This is a genomic window from Bradyrhizobium sp. CCBAU 11430 (assembly GCF_028128855.1).
In the GTDB taxonomy this organism is placed as follows: domain Bacteria; phylum Pseudomonadota; class Alphaproteobacteria; order Rhizobiales; family Xanthobacteraceae; genus Bradyrhizobium; species Bradyrhizobium ottawaense.
On sequence record NZ_LBJV01000058.1, the window covers coordinates 111,547 to 135,480 of the forward strand.

Here is a 23,934-nt window from a genome sequence, read left to right on the forward strand (position 1 = left end):
GTAACAGGACGAGGTTGCGAGCCTCGGCTCTAGAGATAGTTGATGAGGCTGATCTGCTGGAGCTGCGAGGTCAGCGCGAGCGCCGTCTTGATCTGGGTCTGCAGGGTGTTGACGCGGACCGAGGCCTCGGTCGGGTCGACCGCCTCCAGCTTGACGATCTGGTCGTTGAGGATGTCCTTCTGGATCTTCAGCTTCTCGGTCGCGCCGGTGACCCGTTGCTGGATCGAGCCGACGGTCCCGCCGAGCACGGCGAGATCGTTGATCGCGCCGCTGACCAGGCTGATGGCCTTGTCGACGACGACCTGAAACGTGTCCTTGCTCAGGCTCGTGTTCCCGAGATCAGTGAGCATGGTGTAGGCCTCGGCCAGCTTGCGGAAGCCGGGCTGGTTGGCGCTGACCGAGCTGTCGACAACCTCGGTCGTGGAGATGCGGCTCGACAGCGTCTGGTCCGTGGCCGACGACCAGTTGGCGTTCCAGGCCGGGCTCGCGAACTCGGGGTCGAGGGTGTTGTCGAGGAAATTCTGCATTTGCGCCGGAGTGATGGTGCTCACACCGGCCGCAGCCTGCGAGAAGCCGAACGTCGCCAGGAAGTCCGCATCGACCTGGTTCTTGCTGGTAGAGCCGGCCGTGTAGTTCGTGACCGGCACGGTCTGCGTATCGATTCCGCCGAACAGATACGACCCGTTGTAGGAAACGTTGAGCGCGCCGATGACGTCCTGAAGGTTCGCGGACGCGCTCGGCAGGATGATCTTCGCGCCGCTGTCGGCGTCGCGGGCCGCGATCAGGTTCTTGAGGAATTCCGACGCGGTCTTGCCTAGCTGCGTGATCCGGTTCTGGGTCACATCGAGGCGCCCCGAAACCAGCTCGTTGGTGTCGACGAGCTGGTCGGCGAAGTTGAAATCGGCGCGCAGCGCCACGTCGCGGCCCGTTCCCGTGCCGAGCTCGAGGCCGACATCGGCGAAACGGCCGGTGGTCGCCTCCTTCGAGGCCTTGGTCAGCGCGCTCTGGTTGTTCGTGATCGACGACCTCAACGATGAAGACAGCATCAGGGTCGAGATGTAGTTCGCGCTCATCATGACTTAATTCCCTACGGCAGCCAGCAGGCTCTGCAGCATCTCATCGACGGTGGAAATGATCTTCGACGACGCCGAATAGGTGCGCTCGACCTGGAGCATCAACGCCATCTCGTCGTCCATGTTGACGCCGCTGACGTTGGACAGCGCCGCGGTGCTGCGGTCGAGCAGCGTATTCTGATACTGGACGTTGTCGTCGGCGGTCTTGCGCTGGCTTTCGATCCAGCTCGCCGAGGAAGACGCAAACTCGATCACGCTGCCGCTCGGCTTGCCCTGAGCCGTGGCATCGAATGGCTGCGGCGCTTCCATCTTGTTGATGAGCTGCTGCAGCCGCGCCGAGAAGCCGGCATTGCCGGTCGTGTTGTAATTATAGGCGGCAACGCCGCTGATGGCGCCGTCGCGCAGCAGGTTCGGATTTCCGCCTACGGCCGGATCGACCGAGGCGGCGACCGAGATCCTCCCGGCGAGGCCCACCGAGATCGTCGCGCTCGCGGGCATCGCGGGCGCGCCGGGATAGGTGAACAGGCCGGGCCTGTCGGCCAGCGTCGGGACAGCCGACTGGTCGCTTTCCTTGAAGGCCTCGATCAGGCCGCGCGCGATTTCGTCGAGCTGGCTCTGATACGTGACCGTGTCCTTGTCGCGCAGCTGGGCCAGGCCGGCGAGCTTGCCGGACTTGAGCGGCATGACGGAATTGGCACCGGTCACGGGAACGCCGTCGATGAAGACGGCATTGCCCGTGGTGCCGGCGGTATAGGCGTTGGTCGGCGCAAAGCTCACGGCCCGCGCCGTCTTGTCGAACAGCACGACGCCGCTGTCGGTATAGAGCGCGGCATCTCCATTGGTCCGGATCGACATCGAGACGCCGACCTCCTGCGACAGCCTGGAGACGATGCTGTCGCGCTGGTCGAGATAGTCGGTGACGTCGTCGCCGGAGATCGTGCCCTTCACGATGGCGGTGTTGACCGTCTGGAACTGGGACAGCAGCTGGTTGATGTTGGCGACCGAATTCGCCATGTCGGCGTCGGCCCCCTCGCGGACCGACTGAACCGTCTTGGTGGCCTGGTTGAGCCCGGTCACCATGTCCTTGGCGGACGTCACGGCCGCCTGCGCCAGGGTCGCATTGTCGGTGGAGTTGGCGTATTGCTGCAACGCCTGCTTCAGCTTGTTGAGCTGGGCGGTCGGCGACTGCTCGAGCTCGGGATCGTCCACCGTCGCGGCCGCGATCTTCTGCAGGCCGTCATAGATCACGCTCTGCTTGGCCGACGACGAGGTCGCGGTCAGCACGTTCGAATAGAGGCCCGAACTGGCGGCGCGCTGGATCGCCGCGACGTAGACGCCGGTGCCGGGGAGGTTGTCCAGCACGGCGATCTTGCGCGAATAGCCGGTGGCGCTGGCACCGGCGATGTTGCGCGAGATCGTCGACGACTGGATGCCCGACGCCATGAGCGAGGCGCGAGCGGAGTCGAGAGCGGCGGTAAGGGACATGATCTGCTCTTGCCGGGGGTGAGCGCCGAAGAATTCAGCGCTTCAGGTTGACGACGACGTCGAGCAGGTCGGCGCCCGTCTGGAACGATTTCGAGTTGGCGGTGAAGCCGCGCTGCGCCTCGATCATCCCGGTGAGCTCGTCCGCGAGATCGACGTTGGAGTCCTCCAGCGCACCGGACTGGACCGTGCCGAGCCCGCCGGTGCCAGCATTCCCGGCCTGCGCATTGCCGGAATTCATGTTGGTCGAATAGACGTTACCCGGCTCGGGCGTCAGATTGTCGGGGCTCGCGACGTCGGCGAGCATGATCGTGTAGAGCGTCAGCTGCTGCCCGTTCTTGAGAATGGCCGTCACGTGGCCCGCCTCGTCGACATCGACCTTGTCGATCGCCGCGGGCACGCTGCCGTTGACGGTGGCCTTGAAGCTGAAGTCGGCTCCGACCTGCGTCATGTTCGACAGGTCCATGGTCAGCGCCGCGCCGCCCGGGACCGTGAACGTAAGGCCCGTCGGGCTCGCCGCGGCCAGCGCGCCTTTGCCGGCCGCCGTGGTATCGAAAGTGAAGGTGGTGGCGGCGGCGAGCGAGGTGCCCGTCGCGGAGTTGTAGACCTGAACCTGCCAGGTATCCGAACCGGCCGCCGTCGCGGTGTGGGACATATAGACGTCGAGCGTAACGGCCTGACCGATATTGTTGTAGGCGACGATCGAGCTTTTCGACGAATATGACGCCGGGCCGGGCGGACCGGCAATGACGGCCGCCTTCGGATCGAGATTGCCGGTCGTCAGGGTGCCCGCAGTCGACGGCACCGGCACCTGCGAGACCTGGGCGATGTTCACGATCTGCATTCCAGCCAGGCTGTTCTGCGAGAAATTGGTCACGAGGCCAGGCTGGCCCAGAAGGTAGTAGCCGGCCGCATTGACCAGATTGCCCTGGCTATCAGGCACGAACGAGCCGGCGCGGGTCAAATATTGCTGCGTGTTGGTGGCGTTCGAGACCACGAAGAAGCCGTTGCCTTGCACGGCAAGGTCGGTGGAAGACGTCGTGAACTGCGTATGTCCGGCGTCGCTGATGGCGTAACGGACGGTCGTCTCGACGGCGCCGGAGTCGTAATTGCCAGAGCCGCTCTTCAGGATCAGCGAGGAGAATTCGGTCGAAGCCCGCTTGTAACCAGTGGTGTTGACGTTCGCGATGTTGTCCGAAACCGTCGACAGCTTGTTGGACTGCGCGCTCATACCGGAAACACCGGTGCGCATAACACCATACAGGCTCATGAAGTGGGCTCCTTTGGTAGGTTGCAGTTACAATGGGGGATCTTGCTTGCGCGGGGCTGATGGTTCGGAACCATGCACAACTTCACGTCGTCATGTCGTTTTCGGCTGACAGAACGAGCGTGCCTTGTCGGTCCAGGCGCCGAAACCGCTCGACACGAGGTGAGCCACGATGTGACAGACATAGCGCTTCTGCGCCGGCTGGTTGTTGGGGCCGGCATTGTAGCGAGCCACCGCCATGGTCCAGCTGCCCTCGCGCTGCTTCAGCTCTTTCAGGAAGCGCGCGGCATATTCGACGTTTTTCGCGGGATCGAACATCGCGCGCACCGAGACGAACTTGTCGCCGTGATAGTAATGGTTGATCTGCATGCAGCCGAGATCGATCAGCTTGATGCCCTTGCCTCGCATGGCCTGGAAATTTGCGATCGCATCATCCATGTCCCTGGCGAACACGGTCTGGCCGTCGGCGCCGAGGGCGTAAGGATGCAGCGCGCCGCGGCGGCCGGTCTCGGTGAGACCGACTGCGTAGAGAATGCCAAGCGGAATCCCATGCTGCTGGGCCGCGCGCGCCATCTCGCGCTCGCAGGGGCGCGCGGCGTCGGTGGCCGCGTCCGCGGCGCCGGCATTACAGATAAACAGGGCCGCGACGAAGATGCGGCGCCACGTCCTGGTCATGACGCGTCTCCTGGCTGGGCTGGCGCTCCTGGCGGGCCTGCTTCGCGCCGCCATCGGATTGCCCCGACGACGAGCCTGCGCCACCGAACGCACCTTGCGACTGCGACGAGGGCTGTTGCTGGCCCGAGAGCTGCGGCTGCGACTGGCCGGAGCCGCTTTGGAATCCATCCAGCGAGCCGTGCTGCACGGGCGCGACGTCGGCGACATAACCCGCCGTCTGCATGAGATCGCGGATCTGGTCGCGCTGCTGATCCAGCATCTGGCTCGTGTCCTTGCGCGCGGCGGCAAGGTGGACGGACACTTCGGTGCCGACGAGACGAAGGCGCACGGTGACGTTGCCGAGCGCGGGCGGCTCGAGATTGATGGTCAGGATCTTGAGCGGCTGATCCGGCGCATTGGTCTGGGATGCTGCGGGATCGGGCGCTGCGGACCCCGCCGGGCCTGCGGAGTCCTTCAGTTCGGCGACGACCGCATTGGCGACTTGTTGCGGAGCGTTGAACTGCGCCGGGGGCAGATGGGTCTCCTGCTGGACCACGGTGACCTTGGTCGTCTCGGGCAACGCGTCGCGCGTCGAGACCTTGGCGGCGCGTTCGACATTTGCGGTGACCGCCTCGAAGCCTGATGTCGCGGGCATGGCTTTGGCGGAAGCCTCGCTGCCTGGCTGTGCGGCCGCGGCTTGCGATGCATCGCCTTGTGCACGCGCGCCGGTCGGAACGACAGCAGACGGCGCGGAATCCGCCGTCGTTGCCTTCGCGATGCCTGTGGCCGCAACTTCGCGCTTCGTCCCGGATGAGCGCTCGTCGCGCGCGGGCACGTCTTTCCTGTCGCCCGACTGCGACGGCATTTGCGGCTTCGCGGCCGATGCGGCAACGAGATCCTGTCCCACGATCGCGGGAGCGTTCGAGCGATTCGAACCGTCTGGCTTCGGATCATGGCCGACCGGGCTTTGCGTCTCCGAGGATTTGTCGGTCGTCTGGTCGCCGGCCTTGAGCAGGTCGGTCGCCTCGGTGCGCTCGTCCGTCTCGTCCTTCGACTTGTCCTTGCCCGCGGGGTGGGCCAGACGCGTGCGCAGCGCTCCGGCCTTCGCGGTCGTATCGCTGCCCTCATCGTTGAGTGCCTGCTTGGCGAGGTTCGAGACGGTGTGGAGCAGATCGTTGAACGACGAGCCCGCCTGCGATTTGGCTCCGGCGTTCTTTGCCGAACGCGACGTGCCGCGGATGTTGAGGCTCTCGGCGAGACCCGAGAAGAGCTGTCCGGAGGTTCCACTGAGCTTGGTCATGGGCGGCGGTCCCTGGTAAGGAGTTCGAGCTCGCCGAGCTGCTTCTGCGCGCGCGCGAGAGTCACGGTCGATGACGCCAGATCGAGACGTGCCGGCGTTGCCGGAGGCTTGTCGGCAGCAGCGGCGGATCCGCCCGGAAACGGCTTGCGAACATCGAGCGCGAGCTGCACCGTGGCATTCAGAAGGGGCACGTCGCGCTCGGGCAGCTTCGACCGGTCGAGTGCCTTCAGCTCGGCCAGACCGCCATCATACTCGTCGGTGAGCGCCCGCGCGGCGCCGCGGAAGAAATGCGCCCGCTCGCGATCCGCCGAGGCGTCGGCGCTGAGCGTCAGCGCCCGCTCGCCGGCAAGCCGCGTCACGGCCATCTGCCCGCGCACCATCGCCGCGCGCGCGATCACGAGATAGAGCTTGAGGCGGCTCGCGCGATCGATCTGCTCGAGCAGCGCTGCGATCCGCGCGAAGCGGCGATCGTCGAGCGCCAGACTCGATTGCGTCAGGCCCGAGGAGAAGCGCTGCCAGAAATCGCCGGCATAGATCGAGTTGCGGTAGTGGCGGATATAGGCCAGCGCCAGGAACTCGAACTTGTCGAAATCCTCCGCCTGCCCCACCAGCAGGATCTCGCGCCGCAACGCCGCCTCCTCCACCAGCGTACCGGGCAGGAGCAGGCGCGCGTCGTCCAGACGCTCGATCGCGAGCGATGCCTCGGAGCGCGCGAACAACGCGCCCTGGACCAGCGCGACCTGTCCGCCTAGGCCGGAGGACAGCGTCCGCGGCTTGACGTCCTTGAGCAGCTCCCGCGCTTCCTCCTGACGGCCCTCGACATAGGCGAGCGCGCCGTTGAACAGCCGCTCGTCGACGTTCATCTTGTCGCGAGGCAGCTTGCGGACGATCTGCGGCGCGCCGCCGCTGAGCAGGTAGATGACCGCAGCCTGGCTGTTCTGCGCATTGCTCCACACGCCCGGATCGGCGGCGAGAAACTTCTCTCCGATCTGCCGGATCAGCGCGACGTGGCTGCCATGCGCGGCGGTGTCACCGTTGGCGATGCCGTCCTGCACGGCCTGCAACGCGCGGACGAGCTCATAGGGCTCGCCCGACTGGCGCGCGGATTGTGCGAGCGCGTTCGCTGCCGTGAACGGCAGGAGCAGCACGGCGGCGCAGAGGAGCGGCCTGATCAAGGGCGCTTCTCACGTATCAGAATCTCGATCCGGCGGTTCTGCGCGGCCGCCGGATCATTCGGAAGCTTCGGCCGGCGGTCGGCATAGCCTTCGACATGCTCGATCCGCAGCGCGTCGACGCCGGAGCGAACCAGCATGTAATAGGCCATCTGCGCGCGGGCGGTCGACAGCCGCCAATTGTCGTAAGTCTCGGAACGATACGGTCGATTGTCGGTATGGCCGCGGACGATGATCATGCCCTGGCGTTTCGTCAGCAACGGCCCGATCTTGTCGATCACGCGGATCAGCTCGGGCCGCGGCTCGGCCGAGCCGACCGCGAACATGCCGAAGCTCGCATCGTCGGTCAGGCTGATCAGGAGGCCCTCCTCGACCTGACGCACCTCGGCCGCCGGCCCGGCGCCAGCCTTGATGTCCGAGAGCGCGTCGGCAATCGCGGCCTGAAGCTGCTTGACGGTCGGCTGCTGGGTTTGCGCCGCATCGCGCGGCTCGGACTCCTTCGTCGTATCGTTGGGACGCGCCTGCGCGGCGGCGTTGGCTTGAGCGCTCGCCTGAACGGTGGCCTGGGCGCTGCCCTCGCGCGGGGCCTGCGCCGGCGCGGGCCCCGGCGGCAACAACGGCGACAGGTTTGCGGACGACGCATCCGCGTTCGGCGCCAGGCTTCCGCCGGCATCGTCCGCCTTGGCACGACGCGGCTGCGGCTCGCCCTGATTTGTGCCTGAGGCACCGTCGCGCGCGGAAGCATTCGGCTTGGGCTCGCTCTCGATCATGCGATCGGCGTCCTTGGATGCTTGCGGCGCCAGCTTCCAATAGCCGGGGTCGAAGGGATCGCGGTAGGCGTCGCCGCCCTTGAGACCATCCTCTTCGGCGGACGTCAGCGCGCCGGCGCGTCGCTGTCCCGTGGACTGGTTCGCGCTGTTCGCGATCTCGGAGAGCGTCGCATAGGGATCACGGAACAGGACTTTCTCTTCATAGGAGGCCGGCTTCTCGGCCGTCGGCGAGTCGCCGCGGCGTTCCTCGTTCGAGCCGGCCGGCTGACGCTTGCCGTCCTGACCTTCGAACGAGGTCGGCTCCTTCTTGGAGAGATTCTTCAGGCCCTTCGGCGCGGGGGCATTTTCCGCGAGCTGGATCGGATTGAAATAGCTCGCGACGACCTGCTTCTGATCCTGGTTGAGCGCGTTGAGCAGCCACATGACCAGGAAGAACGCCATCATCGCGGTCATGAAGTCCGCATAGGCGATCTTCCATACGCCGCCGTGATGCGCCTCCTCGGCGAAGGCGCTGCGCCGGCGGACAATCACGAGTTCATGCTTGACCTCTTCCATGGCGGGTTACCGGCGTGCTTCCTTCAGGCGTTCGCTCCAGGCCGTGATCTGCGTCTCGATCACGGTCTGGTCGGCCACGACGCGAACCTCCAAGGTGTCGGCCGCCTCGTACTCGATGCCGGTGCGCCTCGACGCCTCGAGCTGCGTCTTCACGAGGTCGAGCAGCTCGCTCGGGCCGGTGACCTTGAACGCCGGCACCGACGAATTGCCGGTCAGCGCCGCGATCTGCTCGACCAGCGATCCGATCGCCTTGTCGCGGACCGCCTCGGTGAGGAACGGCAGCAATATCCGCGCCACGGAGCTTGCGATGTTGGTCTCGATCTCGCGGCAAGCCGTCTCGAAGCCGCTGACGATCGCGACTGCCTGCTGGTCGGACCATTTGGCGCGCTCTTCGCCGAGCCGGATCGCGCTGCGGACGCGCTCCTCGGCCAGCCTGGCGTCGCCTTCCGCGACGCCGGCCGCATGGCCGCGGCGGTAGGCGTCGTCCAGGACATTGGCCGGCGGCGCTTCCGCCTTCGGCGCAGGAGACGGCGACTGGGGCAGCGGCTGCGAATGGGCCTGAGGCTGCGGCGGAGCCTCGCGCATGACCTCCTTCGGCCTCGTCAGCACATCCTGGATCCTGGGCGGCGGAGGCGGCGGTGATTTGGCCCGGCCGTTCGCGTCGAACTGCGTCAGGAATTTTCCGATTGCCGCGTTCATGCCGCCTCCTCGCGTCGCATCCAGTCTTTAAGGATCGCTGCGGCCTGCGCCTGGTCGAGCCGGACGATCTGCTCCAGTCGCTTCTGCGGCGTTCGCTGCATCTTGCCTTCGAGATCTTCGACGAGATTGAGCTCGGGGTCCTGACTCTCGGCCAATGCAAGGGCCGCAGCAGCCTCGATCTCAGCGGCCTCGGCCGCCTCCACCTGCTCCTGCTCCGCGCGATGGGTCAGAATGCCGTTGACCGCCGGCCGCAAGCCGAACCAGACCAGCATCGACGCAACGGCCAGGATCGTCACCGCGTTGATGACGCTGCCGAGCTGCTTGTTGATCATCTCGACGAAGCTGATCGGCGGCACCGGCGCCAGCTCGCGCGAGCCCTCGATGAAGTCGACGGCCGTCACCTGGATCTGGTCGCCGCGCTGCTTGTCCAGTCCGCCGGCCGTCGCCGCGAGCTGGCTGATCTCCGCGAGCTTGCTGTCGACGATGGCCTGGTTGCTCTTGTCGCCGAGATCGGCGACCAGCCGCGCCCGATTGACCAGGACGGCGATGAAGAGCTTCTTCACCGAATAGCCATCGCTCACCGTCGTCGTGGTCTTCGACGAGACCTCGAAGTTGGTGACGTCCTCGCGGCGGGTCTTGTCCTCGCTGGAGTTCTTGCCGCCGCCGGCGTTGACCTGTTGATCGGGAAGGTTCTGCTGCACCGTGGTCGGCGTCGAGCGGTCGGCGTTCTGCGAGGATTCCTTCTCGCGCACGTTCCGCACCGAACGCTCGGCCCGGCTCTCCGGATCGTAGACGGTCTCGTTGATCTGCCGCTTGTCTGTGGAGAGCTGTGGCGCGACGCTGACCTCGAAATTGTCGAGACCCAGATAGGGCGTCAGCGCCTTGCGGATGTTCTCCTGGACCATGCCGCCGACCGTCTTCTGCAGGCTCGCCATCTTGGTCGGGGCGGCGCTCGCCTCGTCCTCTTCGGCAAGCAGCATCGAACCGTCGGCGTCCAGCACCGTCACCTTGTCGCGGTTCATGCCTGGAATGGCGGCGGCGACGAGATGGCGGATCGACTGCGCCGTGCGGGCCTCGATCGCGCCGTCGGTGCGCAGCACGACCGATGCGGATGGCGGCTGCTGCGTCGCGCGAAACGAGCCCCGCACCGGCAGCACGATATGCACCCGCGCCGCCTTGACGCCCTTCATCAACTGCACCGTGCGCGCGATCTCGCCTTCCAGCGCCCGGAGCTTGGTGACTTCCTGCATGAACGAGGTCAGGCCGAGCGAGCCGATCTTGTCGAACAGCTCGTAGCCGGAATTGGCGCTGGTCGGCAGCCCCTTCTCGGCCAGCAGCATCCGCGCCTGCATGGTCTGGCTCGGGCGCACCGAGAGCGCGTCGCCGGCCGTATTGACGTCGAAGGTGATGTTCTGCTCGCGCAGCGCGGCGCCCATGCGCGTCACGTCTTCGCGGGTGAGGCCGGTATAGAGCGTCTCGAATTCAGGCCGGCTCAGATAGTACGCGCCGCCGACGACGGTCACGAGAACGGCAAAACCGATCAGGCCCAGGGCCATCAGGCGTCGCGGCCCAAGCTCCAGCAGATTGTTGAGCAGTTGCTGTACCTGCGCACGACTGAGCATATGACCTCGTACCAATGCGGACGTACGGGACACTCCGCTGCCAACCTTGTCTGAAGGTTGCGCGAGGACACGAATGTGTCAGTTCGCAGGCGAGGCGTTGCAATTTTACAAGAAGGCCTATTTTACAAGAAGGCCTATTTTACAAGAAGCCCTGGCGACGCAATCCGGTCGGCGGCAATGCACGCCGGGACGCACGGCCGCACGATCGGCCGCGGCGTGTCGCATGAAATTCAACGTCGGGAGATCGATTGCGGACGTCTTGTGCCGCCACGTCCGCCGGTCACGGCGGGGACCGTGCTCCCTGAGGGAGCACGGTCGTTTTCGAAAGCGCCGCTTAGCCGCGGAACAGCGACAGGATGCTCTGGCTGTTCTGGTTGGCGATCGAGAGCGCCTGAACGCCGAGCTGCTGCTGGGTCTGCAGCGCCTGGAGCCGGGTCGATTCCGCGTTCATGTCGGCGTCGACGAGCTGGCCGATACCACGATCCACCGAGTCCATCAGCGACTTCACGAACTCAGTGTTGTTCGAGATGCGGTTCTTGATGGCACCGAGGTTGGCGGCGGACTGGCTGACCGTGTTGATCGCGGTGGTGACCTGCGCGATGTAGCCGTCGAGGATGGTCTGGTCGGCCGTCGAGTCGGTCAGCGCACCGATGCCGATGGTGTTGACCGACGCGCTGCCGGTCACCGTGTCCAGGATGCCGCCAGTGGTCGCGGTGTAGAGCGAGTAGTTGGCGACCGTCACCGTGATGGTGTTGATCGTCGGCGTGCCGCCGACGCGCGAGAACGACGACACCAGGTTGACGGTGGTCGGCGTGGACGCGTTGGTGCTCAGCCAGTTGACGCCGTTGAACGTCGCCGCGTTGGCCACGTTCTTCATGTCCTGCTGGATCTGGGTGATTTCAGCCTGGATCTTGGTGCGGTCGATACCGGCGGTCTTGGCTTCGACCAGCAGCGCCTGGAGCTTGGTCAGGCCGGAGTTCTGGTCGCCGATGACCTTGTTCAGAGCGGTGTATTCGGTGTCGACCGTCGCAGCCGACAGACCGAGCGAGTCGGAGACGGCCGAGAGCGCGGCGTTGTCGGCGCGCATCGAGGTCGCGATCGACCAATAGGCCGAGTTGTCCGAAGCGGTCGAGACGCGCTGGCCGGTGGAGATCCGGTTTTCGGTGGTCTGGAGGCTGGCGCTGACATTCCGGAGGGTCTGGAGCGCAGTCATTGCGGCGGAGTTGGTAAGCAGGCTGGAAGCCATCTTCGATGTCCCTTTGAAAACAGAATGGATGGGGACATACCGGGCTTGCACCGGTACGACAGGGCGGCATCATGCCTTTGGGCTGCGGAAATGCGCGTAAACCCAATCCGTCGTAGCGGCCAGACTAGCCAGCGAAGCTTGTGCGGGGCTTGTGGCGCTGTGCCCCCGCTGCAACAGGGCAGCCGAAATCGCGGTGCGCGCGTCAGGCAAACGAAAGGGCCGCGCTTCGCAAGAAGCGCGGCCCTCCCGAGATCGTCGAAGGCTTAGCGGAACAGCGACAGGATGCTCTGACTGTTGTTGTTGGCGATCGAGAGCGCCTGAACGCCGAGCTGCTGCTGGACCTGGAGGGCCGCCAGGCGGGTGGACTCCTGGTTCATGTCGGCGTCGACGAGCTGGCCGATACCGCCATCCACCGAGTCCATCAGCGACTTCACGAACTCCGAGTTGTTCGAGATACGGTTCTTGATGGCGCCGAGGTTGGCGGCGCCCGAAGACACCGTGCCGATCGCTGCGGTGACCTTCGCGATGTAACCATCGAGAATGGTCTGGTCAGCAGCCGAGTCGGTCAGCGCACCGATGTTGAGGCTGTCGACCGACGCGCTGCCGCTCACCGTGTCGAGGATGCCGCCCGTGCTCGAGGTGTAGAGCGAGTAGTTGGCGACGGTCACCGTGATCGAGCTGGTGGTCGGCGTGGAGCCGACACGCGAGAACGACGACACGAGATTGACGGTCGTCGGCGTGGAGGCGTTGGTGCTCAGCCAGTTGACGCCGTTGAAGGTCGCCGCGCTGGCGACGTTCTTCATGTCCTGCTGAATCTGGGTGATTTCCGACTGGATCTTGCTGCGATCGATACCGGCGGTCTTGGCTTCGACCAGCAGCGACTGGAGCTTGGTCAGGCCGGAGTTGCTGTCGCCGAGGACCTTGTTCAGAGCGGTGTACTCGGTGTCGACGGTCGCGGCCGACAGACCGAGCGAGTCGGAGACGGCGGAGAGCGCGGCGTTGTCGGCGCGCATCGAGGTCGCGATCGACCAGTAGGCGGCGTTGTCCGCGGCGGTAGCCACGCGCTGGCCGGTGGAGATCCGGCTCTGCGTGGTGGAGAGTTGCGAGCTGACAGACCGCAAGGTCTGGAGCGCGGTCATGGCGGACGAGTTCGTGAGCAGGCTTGACATTGCGAATGTCCCTTTATGTACGCGTTACATTTTCATCAGGGGACATACCGGACTTGCACCGGTACGGAGGGGCGGCATCATGCCTTTGGACTGATGTGGGTGAGGTCCAACCCGCCGTGACGCCTTGCTAACACGTCGAATCTTGCCGGCGGATTAAGAACGGCTTGAATTCTTCAGCAATATCAGATGGTTAATATTACCCAACGCTAACCATAGCGCGGTACTTTTCGCTAACCATGACGGGGCGCCAGGCGATCGCCGCGGTTACGAGAACGAGCGCACCAGTCCGGAGGCGAGCAGATTCCAGCCGTCGATCAGCACGAAGAACAGCATCTTGAACGGCAGCGCCAGGATCGTCGGCGGCATCATCATCATGCCCATCGACATCGTCAGCGTCGCCACGATCATGTCGATGACGAGGAACGGCAGGATGATGAGAAATCCGATCTCGAACGAACGCCTCAGCTCGGAGATCATGAAGGCCGGAATGATGACGCGCAAATCGACGCGCTTGTCGTCGAACTTCTTGCGAAAGCTCTCGGCGGCGAGCGACTCGAAGGTCTGCAGATCCTTGTCGCGGACATGGGCCAGCATGAACTCGCGGAACGGATCGGTGATCTTCAGATAGGCCTGCTCTTCCGAGATTTCGTTCTTCATCAGCGGCTGGACGCCGGTCTCCCAGGCGCGATCGAAGGTCGGCGCCATCACGTAGAAGGTCATGAACAGCGCGAGGCTGATCAGCACCAGGTTGGCCGGCGTGGTCTGCAGGCCGAGCCCGGCGCGCAGGAACGACAGCGCCACCGCAAATCGCGTGAAGCTCGTCACCATGATGAGCAGTCCCGGCGCCACCGACAGCACCGTGATCAGCGCCATCAGCTGGATGATCCGGCCGCTGGTCGAGCCGTTTCCGGGTGGCAGCAGCGAGTTGAGGTCCGGTATCTGGGCGAGCGCCACTTCGGGCAGCACGACCAGAACCAACGCGAGCAGCAGGATTTTCACTCTCACTGAATCACCAGGGTCTCAATGATCAATTCGCGCACCTTGCCCGACGAACGGATACTGGCGCGCTCGGTCAGGTCGTCGCGCAGATGCTGAAGCCCGCGCGATCCCTCGAATTGCGTCACCGTCGCCGACCGCAGATAGGTGACGATGTCCTCGCTGATGTGGGCGGCCAGGATGCCGGCATCCTCGTCGCTCATGCTCTCGGTCACCATGGAGGCTTCGATGCGGGCCCAGTTGTTGGCCGGCGCGGCGAGATTGGTCACGATCGGGGACAACTTCCTGAGCCGCGCGCTGCCGGCGTAGCTCGAGGCAAGCGGCGGCGGCGTGGCGGTCTTCTTCGCGTCGGCGACGCGCTCGGCGGCCGCGAACAGATGCAGCCCGGCCAGCGCGCCCGCACCGATCGCGACAAGGGTCAGCGCCACGATGGCCGCAATCAGGCGCATCACGTCCCCTGCCCTCGCGACGCGGCCAGACCGGCGCGGACTTCAGAATGGTGCCACGGCGTCATAGATCCGATGTCCCCATCCAGGCTGCTGCACGTCGGACAGATTCCCGCGACCGCCATAGGACACGCGGGCCTCGGCGATCTTCTCGTAGGAGATCGTGTTGGTGCGCGAGATGTCGCGCGGCCGCACGATACCGCCGACGTTGAGCACGCGCATCTCCGTATTGACGCGAAACTCCTGCGAGCCGCTGATCATCATATTGCCGTTCGGCAACACGTCGGTGACGATGGCCGCGATCGAGAGCTTGATATCCTCGGTGCGATCGATCTGGCCGTTGCCCTTGATCTGGGTGTTGGTGCTGAGATTGGCGTTGGTCGATCCCTTGTCGCTCCACCCTGCGACGTCCATCAGCCAATCGAGGCCGAACTTGACCTGCGAGTCGCGCGAGCGGCCGGTCTTGTTGTCGAGCTTGGCCTTGTCCTGCATCGAGATGATCACCGTCACGACGTCGCCGGTGCGCCGGGCGCGGGGATCGCGGTAGAGATCGGTGCCGTCGTCCCAGGTCGAGCGATAGCTGACCGGCGTGCGCATGCGCGGCGTCACCGGAATCGGATCGGCCTGGGTCCGGAGGCCGCTGCCGACCGGCGACATTTGCGGGCCGGTCAGGACCTCGGACGGATCATGGAAGCATCCGGCCAAGGGCACGGACGCCAGCATGAGCGAGAGGATGAGGATCGGCTTCTTCATCTATTTGGTCTTTCCGTCATCCACGCGACGCATTCCGCCAAGCAGGTCGGCCAGGTGCGCCGCGCGTGCCGTATCCATCTCGTTGAAGATCGCGCTCGAGTTCCTCGGGCTGAGCTTGGCGAGCACGGCGGCGGCGGTCTCGTCCGCCATGCCGGCAATCTGGGTCGCCGCAGCTTCGGGCTTCATGCGCGAATAGATCTCGACGACGCTGGCTTCGGCCTTCTTCAGGAAGTCGTCGCGTAGCGCCATCCACTTCTCGTATTCGACCCGCTTGGCCTCGACCTCGGCGATCCGCTCGCGGAGCAGGCTCTCGGCCTTCTCCAGCTCCTTGAGCTGCCAGGCCAGCCTTGCATCGACGGCGGGATCGGCGACGTTGCTGCAGAACAGGGCGACTTCGTTGTCCGCGGATACCGCGGCCTGTGGCGGCGCAGGTTTCGGCGGTGCCGTGACGCTGCCGGGCTTGGCCGGACGTGCCGGTGCAACGGCAGGTGCGGCCGCTGGCGCCTCGGAAGCGGGAACCGCGCCAGTGGTCGCAGGTCCCTGGTCTTCGGCCGCCCAGGCCGTCGCCCGGATCGACGCATTGTCGCCTGGCACCGCCGTGACCGGCTGCGGCTTCTGCGGGCCGGGGGCGCGGGCGCGCGCGAAGGAGAGCAGGTTGAGCGGCTTCGTCGGCTTGGCCTCGTCCAGGGCCAGCACGGGCGACGCGCTCGCGAGCGCCGAGGCCGCGACCAGCAGGAGGAGTTTGGCTTTGTGATCCAGCTTCAGCATCGGGCCGCGTGCGATTCTCGGTCGAGACACGAGCATTGAGCGACCAAGCTTGCACGACGCTTGCGCATCATTGGACGATGACATCGGCCTGGAGCGCACCAGCCGTCTTGATCGCCTGCAGGATCGCGATGATGCCCGACGGCTTCAGGCCGATCTGATTCAGCCCGCGCACCAGGCGCTGCAGATCGACCCCGCTGAGGATCGCCACCTGCGATCCGGCCTCGTTGGCCTCGACCACGGTCTGCGGGACCACCACGGTCTGCCCTCGCGAGAACGGCGCCGGCTGCGACACCACGGGCATCTCCGTGACACGAACCGTCAGATTGCCGTGCGTCACGGCAACGGTCGATATCCGCACGTCGCGCCCGATCACGACAGTGCCTGTGCGCTCGTTGATCACCACCCGAGCAGGCGTATCAGGCTCGACCGTCAGTTCGCCGATCTCGGCGAGGAAGCGGACAGGGCCGATGTGGCGTGGCTTCGACAGCACGATGGTGCGGTAGTCGCGCTCGAAGGCGATCTGCGCGCGGTAGCGTCCGCCGGCGTAGCGGTTGATGGCGTCCAGGATGCGTGTTGCGGTGACGAAGTCGGGGTTCTTCAGCTGCAGCACCAGGAACTCCATCTCGTGGAGACTTCCCTGCACCTCGCGCTCGACCAGCGCACCGTTCGGGATGCGCCCGGCCGTCGGTGTACCCTGACTGACGTTCTGCGCCTGGCCTCCGACGCTGTAGCCGGCCACCGTGATCGCGCCCTGCGCCACCGCATAGACGGCGCCGTCCGCTGCGCGCAGCGATGTCATGACCAGCGTACCGCCGAGCAGCGACGTCGCATCGCCGAGCGACGACACGGTCACGTCCATGCGCTCGCCGGGCCCGATCGAGGGCGACAGGTCCGCAGTCACCATCACGGCGGCGACGTTGCGCGTGCGCAGCGTCGTCGGACGCGTCGGATTGTTGGTGCTCGTGGTCTCGTTCCTGACGTTGATGCCCATGTTCTCGAGCATGGATTGCAGGGACTGCTCCGTGAACGGAGCGTTGCGAAGCGTGTCGCCGGTGCCGTTCAGGCCGATGACGAGGCCGTAGCCGACGATCTGGTTTTCGCGCAGACCCTTGATGTCCGCGATGTCCTTGATGCGGACGGCGGCATGGGCGCTGGCGGCCGAAAGCAGCAGGACGAGCGCAAGCAGGATTCTGGTCATGACCCGTCCACGACCTTCACGGTGCCGTCCGGCTGGACCACGCCCCTGATGATCACCCCGGTATCCGTATTGCGCACCGGGATGAGCGCGCCGGACGCACCCGACTGCATCGCCGAGCCGTAAGTGACGATGGACAGGCCGCTGTCTTCCACCACGACCTTGACCATGGCGCCGCGGGCGACGGTCCAGGGGTCTTCCACCGAGTTGGTTGGAATGGGCTGGCCCGGCAACAGCGCGCGCCGCGCCATGCGGCCGACCAGGACTTGGCGCCCTTCGACGAACATGGCAACGCCGAGCAGGCTCGGCGCGAAGGCGCGCTCGGTGATCATGTCGTCCCGGATCAGCTCGCCGGCGCGGATCGCAACCGCCGGCACGGGAAGCCGCTTCTCCTCGGCCATTGCGAGGCGCGCCGTAGCCAGAACCAGCAGCACGGCGGCCAACCCGCGCACGATCAGGCCCACCCTGTTCAACATCGAGACACCGGAACTAGCGCATGCCCTTCGATACTGTCTGGGCCATTTCGTCCGAGGCCTGGATGACCTTGGCATTCATTTCGTAGGCGCGCTGCGCCGAGATCAACTCGGTGATCTCCTTGACCGGATCGACGTTCGAAGCTTCGAGCCACTTCTGATTGATCTTGCCGTATCCGGAATCGCCCGGCAGGCCGACGACCGGCGTGCCCGACGCCGTGGTCTCCTTGTAGAGATTGCTGCCCAGCGGCTCGAGGCCTGCTTCGTTGGCGAAGTTGGCGAGGTTGAGCTGGCCGATCTGGCGCGGGTTCACCTCGGTATCCAGCTTGGCAAAGACCTGCCCGGTCTGATTGACCGTGACCTCGACCGTGCCCTGCGGCACCGTGATCGCGGGGTCCAGCAGATAGCCGTCGATGGTGACGAGTTGGCCGTTGGCATTGGTGTTGAACGAGCCCGCGCGGGTGTATTGCACCTCGTTGTTCGGACCGAGCACCTGAAACCAGCCGCGACCGTTGATCGCCATATCGTAGGGGTTGCCGGTCTGCGTCAGCGCGCCCTGGATGTGCAGCTTGCGGATCGCCGCCGACTTGACGCCGAGACCGAGATTGGCGCCTTCCGGAATCGGCGAGGAGCCGTTGACGTTCGCGACGCCCTGCATGCGGTCCATCTGGTAGAACAGATCGGTGAACTCGGCGCGCGCACGCTTGTACGACGTCGAATTGATGTTGGCGATATTGTTCGCGATGACTTCGATATTGGTCTGCTGGGCGTTCATGCCCGTGGCCGCAATGGCAAGCGATTTCACAGCTTCATTCCTTCAGATCAAATCGACATCCGGACGACTTCTTGGTAGGCCTGCACGACCTTGTCGCGAACCGCGACCGCCGTCTGCAAGGCCTGCTCGGCCGACATCAGCGCCTCCACGACCTTGCGCGTGGATTCCTTGCCCTGCATCGCCGAGATCGACGCCGCTTCGCCTGCCTTGAGCGTCCCGATCGCGTCGGTCGTCACCTGCTTCATCACCGATTCGAACCCGACATCGTCGGTGGACTGAATGGCGGTCGGCGCCGCCGGCGCGATGGCCTGCGCCTCGGTCGCACGGCTCGCCGCTTGCCCTGCGGAACTCGCAGTGGATGAAATTGCCTCAAGCATTGTCAGCTCCTCAAGAGGTCGATGGTCATGCCGAGCATCGACCTCACCTGTTTCACGACCTGGAGATTGGCTTCATAGGACCGGTTGACTTCCCGCATGTCGGCCATCTCGATCATCATGTTGACGTTCGGCAGCTTGACGTAGCCGGCCTTGTCGGCAGCGGGATGTCCCGGGTCGTACTCCACGCGGTACGGCGTGGTGTCGACCCCGATCTCCTTGACCTTCGCCAGCTGCGAGCCCGAGGCACGATCCATCGCAGCATCGAAGGTGATCGTCTTGCGCTGATAGGGATCGGCGCCGGCGGTACGCCCCGTCGAGGTCGCGTTCGCCAAATTCTCCGAGACGATGCGCATACGCGTCGACTGCGCTTCGAGCCCGGAGCTCGCGACCGTCAATGACGCTTGCAGTGAGTCCAGCATCTCAATTCACCTCAGCTCTTCGCGCTCGACAGCAGCATGCGGTGAAACGACCGCACGACTGCCGAATTCATCGAGTAATCGCGACTGACGTCGCTGCCCTTGATCATTTCCTGTTCGAGACTGACGGAGTTGCCGGAGTGAACCACTTCCCAGCTGTCCTTCTTCGCGGTCGCCCGCGTGTCGGTCTCGGCCGCGGCCAGCTGCATGTGCGACGGCGACGTCGTGGCAAGCCTCACCGGCATGCCGTCGAGCACCTTGTTGAAGGGCTCGACGTCGCGCGCCTTGAAACCGGGCGTGTTGGCGTTGGCGACGTTGGTGGCGATGGTCGACTGGCGGAGCTCGAGGTACCGCGCCTGCGACGATGCGAGTTCGAAGAGATAAAGCGGTCCCACGACAGCCCCGTTCTGGTCCATTCGGGAGAAGCCTAGGGCGTTAAGCTTTCGTCAAGCTGTTGGGCCGGACGTCGTCCTCTGAATTCTACTGGACCTTCTCAGTCCGCGACGCCTGCTTCGACTGGAGGAAGTAGATGATCTCGGCGACGGGGCGGAAGAATTCCGCCGGGATCACCTGATCGACCTGCACCGCCTCGTAGAGTGCGCGCGCCAGCGCCTTGTTCTCGATCACTGGAATCCGGTTCTGCTCGGCGACCTCGCGGATCTTCAGCGCGATCACGTCCATGCCCTTGGCCACCACGAGCGGCGCCGGATTCTCCTCGCGCTTGTAGCGCAACGCGATCGCGAAGTGCGTCGGGTTCGCGATCACCAGCGTCGCGCGCGATGCGGATGCGATCATCCGCTGCCGCGAGCGGTCGCGCGCCAGCGAGCGCAGGCGCGCCTTGATCAGCGGATCGCCTTCCGCCTGCTTGTGCTCGTCCTTGATCTCCTGCTTGGTCATGCGCAGCTGGCGCCGCCAGTGGAAGCGCGCCCAGGCGAGATCGATCGCCACCAGGACGATGGTTGCGATGCAGATCGCCGAGACGATCCGCATCGCGATGTTGAGAATCATCTCCGGCAGCGCAACCGGATCGGTGTACATCGCCTCGAACGCCTTCGCCTCCGACGCGCGCAGCACGAAGGCGACCACGGAGGTCACGGCGGCCAGCTTGAACAGCGACTTGGCGAACTCGACCAGTCCCTGCGTTCCGAACAGACGGCTCCAGCCGCTGATCGGAGAGATACGCGACAGGTCGGGCTTGATGCGCTCCAGCACCAGGCGCGGCGCGTTTTGCAGCAGCGAGGCGGCGAGCCCGAACGCGCCGAGGGTGACGACCAGCGGCACCAGGAAGCGCAGCGCCTCGAGGCCGACCACGGTGAGCAGGTTCTGCGCGTCCGCGCCGGTCGAGAGCGGGAAGCCTTCGGGATCGTCCAGGAGGTTCTTCAACGTCGGCGTCAATTGCTGCACGCCCTGGCCGATCAGGAACGCCTGAATGACCATCAGCGCGGCCATCGAGGCGAAAATAGAAGCCTCCCGAGAGACCGGGATCTTGCCCTGTTCGAGCGCATCACGGACTTTCTTCTCGGTCGGCTCTTCTGTCTTGCTCTCCTGATCGGATGATTCTGCCATGCCCGTTCAGCGGTCAGCGGAAGACCAGCTCATCCTCCTGGTCGGGGTTGAGCTCGATTTCGCCCTTTTCCGCGAGGTCGAGCGCCAGGTCGGTGATGACGCGACGCGCCTCCAGCACGTCGCGCTGGTTCGACGGCTCGCCGATGGCGAGCTCATGCTCGACGACGCGGCGGACGCGCGAGGCGACCGCGGACAGGATCAGTTCGCGGAAATGCTTGTCGGTGCCCTTCAGCGCGACGACGATACGGTCGGTCGGCACCTGGTCGAAGATCATGGTGCGCGCCTTCGGCGCCAGGTTGATGACGTCGTCGAAGGTGAACAGCAGCTCCTTCAGCACTTCGGCCGACTTCGGCCGCCCCGGAATGCGCAGGATCGCGGGCTCGGCTCCTCGGAGGAGGCCGCTTGACCCACTTAATTTCCGTTCAATTCAGGTCCGCACTGAAGGTCCGGACTGAAACGACAGTGAGGTGCCCCCCCTCCGTCGTAGCTTCACGTATAGTTTATAAAAACAACGGCCTCAATTTATTGATTTAGTGAATCGTAACTTCCGTCGGAGATGTTGCCCGATGGCAACAGAGGCGATCGGCACGGCAACTAACTCTTTAATCCAAAACGAAAAAGCCCTCAGGGGGCATCCCGAGGGCTTTCTTGGAGGTCTCACATCGCTGTCCATCGACAGGGTCAAGAGCAGCAAAGATTGAGTGTGTGGAGACGTAATTTAATTAATTGCTTTTTGCAAGTACTAAACCGTCCAACCGTTTCCACCGCGCGGTGTCCGCCACCATTGTCTATGCGCGATATGCGAGACGATTCCCCAATATCCCATTAAAAGAGTGAATTGAGGGAAACGGGGGGCAGCCACATGATCGAGAAAAAACTCGACAGGGCGATTACGGACTTCATCTGGAACGTCGTCGAAATTCACTCCCAGCTGGAGGACATCCATACCTGCTGGGCCGGACTGCTGGGCATTACCGAGCCGCAGTGGCTGATCCTGATGGCGATCACCGAACTGGACGACGGGCGCGGCGTCGCCGGCATCGACATCGCGAACAAGTTGCGGGTCCACCCGGCCTTTGTGACCAACCAGACCAAGAGCCTCGAAAAGAGCGGCTTCCTGTCGCGGCGGCCGGCACCGGACGATGCCCGCTTCGTTCTGATGTCGCTGACGGAGAAGGCCACGACGGAAATCGAAAAACTGTCCAAGAGAAAGCTCGCCTTGAATTCGACCATCTTCAACGAGCTCGACGAGAAGACCCTGGCTGAACTGAATGCCGCGCTCGCAACGATCGGCAGGAACGCCCGGCTGGCGGCACGATTGCTGGCTATCGACGTGTCGTGACGCGCGCCTCGGCTTCGAGGCGACCGAAGCATGTCGGCAAACACCGCTCTCGAATACGATACCCCCAAGCGCTAGAGATAGGTCACGGGGTCAAGCTGACGGGCCGTTCCCAGCTTGCTGCCGAGCCATTCGAAGACGAAGTCGTCGACAGCGATGAAATTCTCGACCTCGCCGAGCGGGTGCCGGACATTGTTGGGCACGACGACCGAGCAATCTGCTCCGGTCTGCCGATAGCCGGCTTGCAGATCCAGGGCGTCCTGCTCCCATATCATGGAGCGGCTCCCGACGACCATGAGCAGCGGGCACGGAAGTCGACGCGACGGCGGCAGCGAACCCGTCGAGGCTCCGTCAGGGACGGCCTGCCCGAAGCCGGTCATCCAGCGAAGCGATGCTCTGCGCATCACCGGCGTCAAAAGGCCGCCGTCGCACACGGCGGCCGCTATTCTGCGATCCGAGAGGGCAAGGCGGGAGGCATGAGAAGCGCCCTCCCCTTCGCCATAGATTGCGATCCGCCGCGCATCGACATCGGGGCGAGCCTCCAGATAGTCCAACCAGCACTGAAGCCTGTGCTCCGGCTTGAAGGAGCGATGCACCGTCGAATTGCCGGCATCAACGAACAGGAGCGACATGGTCCCGCAGAGTGAGGCCGGCAACAGCCTGCTCATCATCGAGCCCAGGGTGATGTCCTCGTCACTGAGACAGATGACCGTCGGCGCGGAAGCTCCACGACGGAGCGCCGGCAGAAAGAAGCCGGCCAGCGCCCCTTGGTCGAAGCAATCGATCTTGACGCGCTCGATCGCCAGACCGGCCTCCGCCTCGAAACCTCTCAGGCTGATGCCGACCTCGTCTGCGAGGCCGGCACTTTCGACATCTCCCGGACAAGACAAGCGTCTGACGACTTCGAGGGCCGTCAGCGAACAGAGCCACGCTTCCCGCGAAACCCAGGCGGAACGGTTTTGGTGCGCGGATTCGGCCAAGGCCCGGTAGTCGTCCGCGACCTTCAACCAGTCCGAAATGCACAGATGCCGGTGCGTCTCACGCCCAAGCTCCGCGACGGACAGGCTTTGGAAAAATTGGGACGCGCGATCCCGCAAGCGCGCCAGGCTTTGCCCGGCGCCGTCGCACGAGCCGTGCGGCCAATGATCACCTTCCATGTCAGCCCCCGAGCGGCGCCGTCAACGCTTGCCCGGACTTGCGCCCAGACCTGCCGGCTTCGCGTTCTGCGCAGCACCCAGCACATCTGCTCGACGCGATCGCTGCCGCCCCTGATCGCGTCCATCGCGCTTGCACCTGTCGATGCTGCCCGCCGCGTCGACGTCTTTCGCCACCATTCCCAACCAACCCGCTTGGGCACAAGGTCGAGGCCGCCCCAACTCAATCGTCACGTCCCAGCTCCATCGCTGAACACAGTTGTTTGCCGCGCACTCCGCCAGTCTTGCGACAGACTTGCGATGCGGGCCTTGTCGTTTCTTGTTGCGATCGGCGAACCGAAATGACGTCACTTCGCCGACGTAAAATACATGCCTGCGTAGGCCGGCATTGTGAAAGCACGATATGGTGAGGGATGCGGCGGATTGCCGCTTTCATCAATGCCGAAAGGCAAATGTGACAAGAAGAAAACAGCGGGACCAACCAACGTGGCGATCATCGGCACGCGACATGTGACGACGTACGATCGCACCTCACGCTGAGCCGGACCAGCGAGACATCCTCCGGCCTACTTGGATTCGGTAAAGTCGTATGGCGTTGAGTGAGCCGATTGACACCCGCAGGTGGCGGGACAGCGAGGACCCGTCGGGGTCAAATTGGGGCTCGTCG

24 protein-coding genes and 1 pseudogene are annotated in these 23,934 nt (G+C 64.6%); 1 reads left to right on the forward strand and 24 read right to left on the reverse strand.

Annotated features, from left to right (window positions below; all coding sequences use genetic code 11):
• Positions 1–29: 29 nt before the first annotated feature.
• The 23 genes and pseudogenes from XI04_RS18725 to XI04_RS18835 form a co-directional block, all read right to left on the reverse strand.
• The gene (locus XI04_RS18725; protein ID WP_028145729.1) at positions 30–1,076 is read right to left on the reverse strand and encodes a flagellar hook-associated family protein; all 1,047 of its coding nucleotides are present in this window, start codon (positions 1,074–1,076) and stop codon (positions 30–32) included.
• A 3-nt stretch (positions 1,077–1,079) separates the two neighbouring features.
• The gene (gene flgK / locus XI04_RS18730; protein ID WP_028145730.1) at positions 1,080–2,558 is read right to left on the reverse strand and encodes a flagellar hook-associated protein FlgK; all 1,479 of its coding nucleotides are present in this window, start codon (positions 2,556–2,558) and stop codon (positions 1,080–1,082) included.
• A 34-nt stretch (positions 2,559–2,592) separates the two neighbouring features.
• Positions 2,593–3,825 (reverse strand): flagellar hook protein FlgE, encoded by a 1,233-nt coding sequence (locus tag XI04_RS18735; protein WP_038970824.1) that lies wholly within the window; start codon positions 3,823–3,825, stop codon positions 2,593–2,595.
• Between the two features lie 90 nt (positions 3,826–3,915).
• Positions 3,916–4,497 (reverse strand): transglycosylase SLT domain-containing protein, encoded by a 582-nt coding sequence (locus tag XI04_RS18740; protein ID WP_095425967.1) that lies wholly within the window; start codon positions 4,495–4,497, stop codon positions 3,916–3,918.
• Complete coding sequence (locus XI04_RS18745) at positions 4,448–5,776, reverse strand: flagellar hook-length control protein FliK (protein ID WP_095425966.1); 1,329 nt, start codon at positions 5,774–5,776, stop codon at positions 4,448–4,450. Before XI04_RS18745 ends, XI04_RS18740 begins: the two co-directional genes overlap by 50 nt.
• Positions 5,773–6,951 (reverse strand): chemotaxis protein, encoded by a 1,179-nt coding sequence (locus tag XI04_RS18750; RefSeq protein WP_028145733.1) that lies wholly within the window; start codon positions 6,949–6,951, stop codon positions 5,773–5,775. Before XI04_RS18750 ends, XI04_RS18745 begins: the two co-directional genes overlap by 4 nt.
• Positions 6,948–8,273, reverse strand: coding sequence for a MotB family protein (locus XI04_RS18755; protein WP_028145734.1), 1,326 nt, complete (start codon positions 8,271–8,273; stop codon positions 6,948–6,950). The genes XI04_RS18750 and XI04_RS18755 overlap by 4 nt, the downstream gene beginning before the upstream one ends.
• A gap of 6 nt (positions 8,274–8,279) precedes the next feature.
• On the reverse strand, positions 8,280–8,972 hold the full coding sequence (locus XI04_RS18760; RefSeq protein ID WP_028145735.1) for a hypothetical protein: 693 nt from the start codon (positions 8,970–8,972) through the stop codon (positions 8,280–8,282).
• The gene (gene fliF, locus XI04_RS18765; protein ID WP_018318450.1) at positions 8,969–10,594 is read right to left on the reverse strand and encodes a flagellar basal-body MS-ring/collar protein FliF; all 1,626 of its coding nucleotides are present in this window, start codon (positions 10,592–10,594) and stop codon (positions 8,969–8,971) included. The genes XI04_RS18760 and fliF overlap by 4 nt, the downstream gene beginning before the upstream one ends.
• 334 nt (positions 10,595–10,928) lie before the next feature.
• On the reverse strand, positions 10,929–11,840 hold the full coding sequence (locus XI04_RS18770; protein ID WP_028145736.1) for a flagellin N-terminal helical domain-containing protein: 912 nt from the start codon (positions 11,838–11,840) through the stop codon (positions 10,929–10,931).
• 263 nt (positions 11,841–12,103) lie between these two features.
• Positions 12,104–13,009 (reverse strand): flagellin N-terminal helical domain-containing protein, encoded by a 906-nt coding sequence (locus tag XI04_RS18775; protein ID WP_271623736.1) that lies wholly within the window; start codon positions 13,007–13,009, stop codon positions 12,104–12,106.
• Positions 13,010–13,273: 264 nt separating this feature from the next.
• The gene (fliP, locus tag XI04_RS18780; RefSeq protein ID WP_018318447.1) at positions 13,274–14,014 is read right to left on the reverse strand and encodes a flagellar type III secretion system pore protein FliP; all 741 of its coding nucleotides are present in this window, start codon (positions 14,012–14,014) and stop codon (positions 13,274–13,276) included.
• Complete coding sequence (locus tag XI04_RS18785; RefSeq protein WP_028145738.1) at positions 14,011–14,454, reverse strand: flagellar basal body-associated FliL family protein; 444 nt, start codon at positions 14,452–14,454, stop codon at positions 14,011–14,013. Before XI04_RS18785 ends, fliP begins: the two co-directional genes overlap by 4 nt.
• A 42-nt stretch (positions 14,455–14,496) precedes the next feature.
• The gene (flgH, locus tag XI04_RS18790) at positions 14,497–15,204 is read right to left on the reverse strand and encodes a flagellar basal body L-ring protein FlgH (protein WP_028145739.1); all 708 of its coding nucleotides are present in this window, start codon (positions 15,202–15,204) and stop codon (positions 14,497–14,499) included.
• Positions 15,205–15,972: a MotE family protein gene (locus XI04_RS18795; RefSeq protein WP_271610421.1), complete on the reverse strand. Its 768-nt coding sequence runs from the start codon at positions 15,970–15,972 to the stop codon at positions 15,205–15,207.
• Between the two features lie 67 nt (positions 15,973–16,039).
• Positions 16,040–17,170, reverse strand: a complete 1,131-nt coding sequence (gene flgI, locus XI04_RS18800; RefSeq protein WP_028145741.1) for a flagellar basal body P-ring protein FlgI — start codon at positions 17,168–17,170, stop codon at positions 16,040–16,042.
• Entirely contained in the window at positions 17,167–17,643 is a 477-nt protein-coding gene (gene flgA / locus XI04_RS18805; RefSeq protein WP_038950161.1) for a flagellar basal body P-ring formation chaperone FlgA, read from the reverse strand. Before flgA ends, flgI begins: the two co-directional genes overlap by 4 nt.
• Before the next feature lie 13 nt (positions 17,644–17,656).
• The gene (gene flgG, locus XI04_RS18810) at positions 17,657–18,445 is read right to left on the reverse strand and encodes a flagellar basal-body rod protein FlgG (RefSeq protein ID WP_038950163.1); all 789 of its coding nucleotides are present in this window, start codon (positions 18,443–18,445) and stop codon (positions 17,657–17,659) included.
• Between the two features lie 17 nt (positions 18,446–18,462).
• Positions 18,463–18,792, reverse strand: coding sequence for a flagellar hook-basal body complex protein FliE (locus XI04_RS18815; protein WP_038950164.1), 330 nt, complete (start codon positions 18,790–18,792; stop codon positions 18,463–18,465).
• Between the two features lie 2 nt (positions 18,793–18,794).
• Positions 18,795–19,211: a flagellar basal body rod protein FlgC gene (flgC, locus tag XI04_RS18820; protein ID WP_028145745.1), complete on the reverse strand. Its 417-nt coding sequence runs from the start codon at positions 19,209–19,211 to the stop codon at positions 18,795–18,797.
• An 11-nt stretch (positions 19,212–19,222) separates the two neighbouring features.
• Positions 19,223–19,624 (reverse strand): flagellar basal body rod protein FlgB, encoded by a 402-nt coding sequence (gene flgB, locus XI04_RS18825; protein WP_038950165.1) that lies wholly within the window; start codon positions 19,622–19,624, stop codon positions 19,223–19,225.
• 64 nt (positions 19,625–19,688) lie between these two features.
• A complete protein-coding gene (gene flhB / locus XI04_RS18830; protein ID WP_038970828.1) occupies positions 19,689–20,774 on the reverse strand; it encodes a flagellar biosynthesis protein FlhB in 1,086 nt (361 codons plus the stop codon).
• Between the two features lie 13 nt (positions 20,775–20,787).
• Positions 20,788–21,129: pseudogene (locus XI04_RS18835) on the reverse strand (FliG C-terminal domain-containing protein); the annotation flags it as partial.
• Positions 21,130–21,636: 507 nt separating this feature from the next.
• Here XI04_RS18835 and XI04_RS18840 point away from each other — a divergent pair.
• Positions 21,637–22,116, forward strand: coding sequence for a MarR family winged helix-turn-helix transcriptional regulator (locus XI04_RS18840; RefSeq protein WP_028144358.1), 480 nt, complete (start codon positions 21,637–21,639; stop codon positions 22,114–22,116).
• Between the two features lie 71 nt (positions 22,117–22,187).
• Here XI04_RS18840 and XI04_RS18845 read toward each other — a convergent pair whose 3' ends face one another.
• On the reverse strand, positions 22,188–23,270 hold the full coding sequence (locus tag XI04_RS18845) for an alpha/beta hydrolase (RefSeq protein ID WP_271610419.1): 1,083 nt from the start codon (positions 23,268–23,270) through the stop codon (positions 22,188–22,190).
• Between the last annotated feature and the right edge of the window lie 664 nt (positions 23,271–23,934).